Raw genomic sequence first — 4,629 nt, 5'->3', positions numbered from 1 at the left:
ACTGGAGTCTTTCCCCAGGACTAAACCCGCCCCCAGGACCTGGGCTCTAGAAGCCCCATTCCCTCCTGAGCCTTTCCGCCCGGGCCTGGCGATGGGAAGGCAGGGGTCTTCCGGGGGAAGGAGCTCCAGGAGGGCTTCCCAGGCCTCGAGGTCCTCCCCCAGGCGCTCGGCCAGGAGGAAGAGGGCGTTCGGGCCAGGGCCGCCCGCCTTAGGGCCTCCTCCAGCTCCAGGCGGAGGGCCTCCAGGGTAAGGGGGGTCTGTGCCCTCTGGGCGGCCTCTAGGGCCAGGGTGCGGTAGGCCTCTAGGTTCCCCCGCCTCGCCTCCACGAAGCCGAGAAGGGCGAGGCGCTCCGCCTCCCAAGGGCCCTCCTGGGGAAGGAGGAGAAGGGCCAGAGCCTCCTGGTCCCTCCCCTCCTCCAGGAGGCGGAGGGCGGGGGCCAGGGGGTTCCCCGGAAGGTCCAGGGCCACGGGGCCATTTTAGACGCGTTGGGGCCGTGGGCTAACGGCACCCAATACCTTGCCCCCAGAGCTTCACCGAGCCCTAAGAAGCCGCGCGGCGGGAGGGCAAAAGCCAGGCGGAGAGCATCCAGGAGACCGCCTACCGCGCCCTAAGGAGGAGCCCGTGGACCCAAGCCGCCAGCGCCCCGCCCACTAGAGGAGCCAGGAGGTAGATCCAGGCCTCCTCGAGGCGGCCCGAGAGGAGGGCCGGGGCCAACCAGCGCGCCGGGTTGATGGAGGCCCCGGAAAGGGCGCCGAAGGCCAGGGCGGCCAGGTCACGGCGAGGCCGATGGCGAAGCCCCCCCAGGCGAGCCTCTGGTGCACCGCCACGAGGATGACGAGCACCAGGAGGAAGGTCCCCAGGACCTCGGCGAGAAAGGCCCCACTGGAGGCGGCTTTGGGCGTGCCCAGGGCCGGGGCCTCGAGGCTAAGGAGAGAGGCGAGCCCCGCCCCCACAAGCCCCCCGAGGAGCTGGGCCCCCCAGTAGGCCGCCATTTCGCCCGCCCCGCAGGAAGAAGGCGAAGCTCACGGCCGGGTTGAAGTGGCCCCCGGAAACGTGGCCCAGGGCCACCACCATCAGGGTGATGGCGAGCCCGTGGGCCAGGGCCACCGCTACCCCGTCCTTCGCGGCGGCCGCCGCGCTCGTCCCCACCAGGAGGAGGGTCAGGGTTCCCAGGGCCTCCGCCAGCGGTTTGCCGCGCTCCATACACCACCTCCAGATAGGCGCCTTGCCACAACCAGGCTACCCCAGGCCGACCTTCCTGTTCAGGTGGGCCCCTGCCTGGAGGCACGAAAGCGCAAAGGGGCGCCAGGGAAAAGGATCGCCCCTCGCCGTTGACACCCCACGAGGAGGCCTATAAAATCGCCCCCGAAAAAGGAGGGTCTATGAATCGCAAGGCTCTGCTCGGGGTGGTCTTTGTCGCTTTGGGACTCACGGGAGCGCTCGCCCAGCAGTCCCGGCTGGACGTGGTGAAGGCCAGGGGCCGCCTGGTCTGCGGGGTGAACGCCGTCCTCCCCGGCTTCGGCTTCCTGGACCAGAAGACGGGGAAGTACACGGGCTTTGACGTGGAGTTCTGCCGCGCCGTGTCCGCGGCCCTCTTCGGGGACCCGGACAAGGTGGACTACGTGCCCTTGGACGCCAGGGTCCGCTTCCAGGCGGTGCAGAACGGGGAGGTGGACGTGGCCTTCCGCAACACCACCGTCACCGCCAACCGGGACGGCGCCTTGGGCGTGGACTTCCTGCCCGTCACCTTCTACGACGGCCAGGGGGTGATGGTGAAGAAGGGGCGGGCGAACAGCCTCCGGGAGCTCCAGGACGCCACCTTCTGCACCACCCAGGGCACCACCAACGAGAAGAACATCACCGACTACATCCGGGCCCAGAAGTGGCGGAACGCCAAGGTGCTCACCTTTGAGGACGGGGCCAAGGTGATGAACGCCTTCCTCCAGGGCCGGTGCGACGCCTTCACCGCCGACAAGTCCCAGCTCGTGGGCTACCGGGCCACCGCCCCCAAGCCCGAAGAGCTCGTCATCCTGAAGGAGGCCATTTCCAAAGAGCCTCTGGCAGGCTTTGTGCGGGAGAACGACTCCCGCTGGCGCGATGCCCTGAGCTGGATCGTCTACGCCACCATCCAGGCGGAGGAGTACGGCATCACCCAGAAGAACCTGGACCAGTTCCTCAAGAGTGAGGTGCCCGAGATCCGGCGCTTCCTGGGCCTCGAGGGCACCCTGGGCCAGGACCTGGGCCTGCCCCGGGACTTCGTGGTGCGGGTGATCCGGGCCGTGGGGAACTACGGGGAGATCTACGACCGCTTCTTCGGCCCCAAGAGCCCCTTCTACATCCCCCGCACGGGCACCCTAAACGCCCTCCAGCGGTACGGCGGCCTGATGTACAGCCCGCCCTTCCGCTAAGCCCATGGCCCCCAGGCTACGCGACCTCCTCCTGCAGGCCTTGGTCCTGGGTCTCGTGGCCTGGGGCCTCCTCGCGCTCCTCGCCGAGGCCCGGGCCCGCATGGCCGCCCAGGGCATCCCCTTTAGCTTCGGCTTCCTGCGGGAGGAGGCGGGCTTCAGCCTGAGCGAGGGGCTCACCTACGCCCCCGGAGAGGGCCTGAGGCCCTTCTACCCCTCGGACACCTACCTCCAGGCCCTCCTGGCCGGCTTTCTCAACACCCTGAAGGTGGCCCTCCTCGGCCTCGTCCTTTCCACCCTCCTCGGGCTCCTGGTGGCCGCGGGCCGCCTCTCGGCAAACCCCCTGGCCCGGGCCCTGGGCGCGGGGTACGTGGAGGCCATCCGCAACACCCCCCTTCTCCTCCAGCTTTTCGTCTGGTACTTCGCCATCCTTCTCAAGCTCCCGCCCTGGGAGAAGGCCCTCTCCTTCGGCGGGGCCCTCCTCTCCCAGCGGGGGCTCGTCCTGCCCGAGGTGGGCCTCGGCCAGGGGGCCCTGGGGCTCGCCCTTGGCCTCCTGGCCTTCGCCCTCCTCAGGCGGCGCCTTCCCCTGGCCCTGGGGGCCCTCCTCCTTGGCCTCCTCCTCGGCTGGGTCTTGGGAGGCCCGCCCCTCTACCTCCTCCCCCCCGTGAAGGAGGCCTACGGCGCCAGGGGAGGGGTCCTCCTCTCCCCCGAGTTCGCCGCCCTCCTCTTCGGCCTCGTGGTCTACACCGCGGCCTTCATCGCCGAGGTCTTCCGCGGGGCCATCCTGGCGGTGCCCAAGGGGCAGTGGGAGGCGGCCTACGCCCTGGGCCTCGAGGGCCGGGACGCCTTCCGCCTCATCGTCCTGCCCCAGGCGGTGCGCATCGCCGTCCCGCCCCTGGCCAACCAGTACCTGAACCTGGCCAAGAACACCTCCCTGGGGGTGGCCGTGGGCTACCCGGACCTCTTCTCCGTGTACGGCACCGTGGCCAACCAGTCGGGCCGGAGCCTCGAGGCCATCCTCCTGGTGATGGGGGTGTACCTCTCCCTGAGCCTCGGCATCAGCCTGGCGGTGAACACCTACAACCGCCGCGTGGCCCTGAGGTGGCGGCTATGAGGCTCCTCAAGGCCCTCTTCGGCACCCCGGGCAACGCCCTCCTCTCCCTCCTCCTCCTGGCCTTCCTGGGCTGGCTGGGCCAGGCCCTCCTCCTTTGGGCCTTTAGGGCGGAGTGGCGCGTGGTGGGGGAAAACCTCCCCTACTTCTTCGTGGGCCAGCTCCCGCCAAAGCAACTCCCGCGGGTGGCGGGCTTCCTGGGCTTCCTCGCCCTGGCCCTCCTCGGGTGGCTCGGGGGCCTGCGGGCGCTCCCGGTACCGAGGCCCAGGCTTCTCCTCCTCTTGGGGCTCCTCGGAAGCCTCCTCCTTCTCCCCTGGCCCCCCACCCTCTGGGGCGGCCTCCTCCTCTCCTTCCTCCTCTCGGCCAGCGCCATGCTCCTCGCCTTTCCCCTGGGGGTGGCCCTGGCCTTCGGGCGCCAGGCCCGGCTTCCAGCTCTCCGCCTTCTCGCCATCGCCTTCATAGAGGGGGTGCGGGGGGTGCCCCTGGTCTCCCTCCTCTTCCTGGCCTTCGTCACCGTACCCCTTTTCCTCCCCCAGGACCTGCGCGTGCCCCAGGTGGTGCGGGCCCTGGTGGCCTTCACCCTCTTCGCCGCCGCCTACCTGGCGGAGAACGTGCGGGGAGGGCTCCAGGCCGTGCCCCGGGGGCAGTGGGAGGCGGCCTTCAGCCTGGGGCTGAGCCCCTTCCAGGCGGTGCGCTACGTGGTCCTGCCCCAGGCCCTAAGGGCGGTGATCCCGGCCCTGGTGGGCCAGTACATCGCCCTCTTCAAGGACACCTCCCTGGTGGCCCTCATCGGCCTCCTGGACCTCATGGGGGTGGCCCGGGCGGTGCTGGCCAACCCCCAGAACGTGGGCCTGGAGCGGGAGGTCTACCTCTTCCTGGCCCTGGTCTACCTCCTGGTGAGCGGGAGTTTTTCCTACCTAGGGCGCCTCTTAGAGCGCGGACTCGGCCTCGGAGCGAGATGATGGAGCCCATCATAAGGATCCGCAACCTGCACAAGTGGTTCGGCCCCCTGCACGTCCTGAAGGGGATTCACCTCGAGGTGGCCCCGGGGGAGAAGCTCGTCGTCATCGGCCCCTCGGGCTCGGGAAAGAGCACCCTCATCCGCACGGTCAA

At 69.8% G+C, this 4,629-nt stretch carries 6 protein-coding genes and 1 pseudogene; 4 read left to right on the top strand and 3 right to left on the bottom strand.

Annotated elements, in window-relative coordinates; genetic code table 11:
• Nucleotides 1–203: 203 nt before the first annotated feature.
• The 3 genes and pseudogenes from AC01Y6_RS09590 to AC01Y6_RS09580 all read right to left on the bottom strand — a co-directional run.
• Nucleotides 204–467, bottom strand: a pseudogene (locus tag AC01Y6_RS09590) (hypothetical protein); the annotation flags it as partial.
• A gap of 130 nt (nucleotides 468–597) precedes the next feature.
• Entirely contained in the window at nucleotides 598–714 is a 117-nt protein-coding gene (locus AC01Y6_RS09585) for an aquaporin (RefSeq protein ID WP_476671293.1), read from the bottom strand.
• Nucleotides 715–924: 210 nt separating this feature from the next.
• A complete protein-coding gene (locus AC01Y6_RS09580) occupies nucleotides 925–1,203 on the bottom strand; it encodes an aquaporin (RefSeq protein WP_428715635.1) in 279 nt (92 codons plus the stop codon).
• Nucleotides 1,204–1,382: 179 nt separating this feature from the next.
• Between AC01Y6_RS09580 and AC01Y6_RS09575 the strand changes: the two genes are divergently transcribed.
• The 4 genes from AC01Y6_RS09575 to AC01Y6_RS09560 form a co-directional block, all read left to right on the top strand.
• Nucleotides 1,383–2,408 (top strand): amino acid ABC transporter substrate-binding protein, encoded by a 1,026-nt coding sequence (locus AC01Y6_RS09575; protein WP_428720939.1) that lies wholly within the window; start codon nucleotides 1,383–1,385, stop codon nucleotides 2,406–2,408.
• Between the two features lie 4 nt (nucleotides 2,409–2,412).
• Complete coding sequence (locus tag AC01Y6_RS09570) at nucleotides 2,413–3,519, top strand: ABC transporter permease subunit (RefSeq protein ID WP_476671291.1); 1,107 nt, start codon at nucleotides 2,413–2,415, stop codon at nucleotides 3,517–3,519.
• Complete coding sequence (locus tag AC01Y6_RS09565; protein WP_347241519.1) at nucleotides 3,516–4,478, top strand: amino acid ABC transporter permease; 963 nt, start codon at nucleotides 3,516–3,518, stop codon at nucleotides 4,476–4,478. The genes AC01Y6_RS09570 and AC01Y6_RS09565 overlap by 4 nt, the downstream gene beginning before the upstream one ends.
• A partial coding sequence (locus tag AC01Y6_RS09560; RefSeq protein ID WP_476671295.1) for an ATP-binding cassette domain-containing protein occupies nucleotides 4,478–4,629 on the top strand: 152 nt, incomplete at its 3' end. The genes AC01Y6_RS09565 and AC01Y6_RS09560, both read left to right, overlap by 1 nt.

This window comes from Thermus sp. (assembly GCF_056332225.1).
Note: the sequence above shows the minus strand (reverse complement) of the source record. Positions and strands in the feature narration are given on the sequence as shown.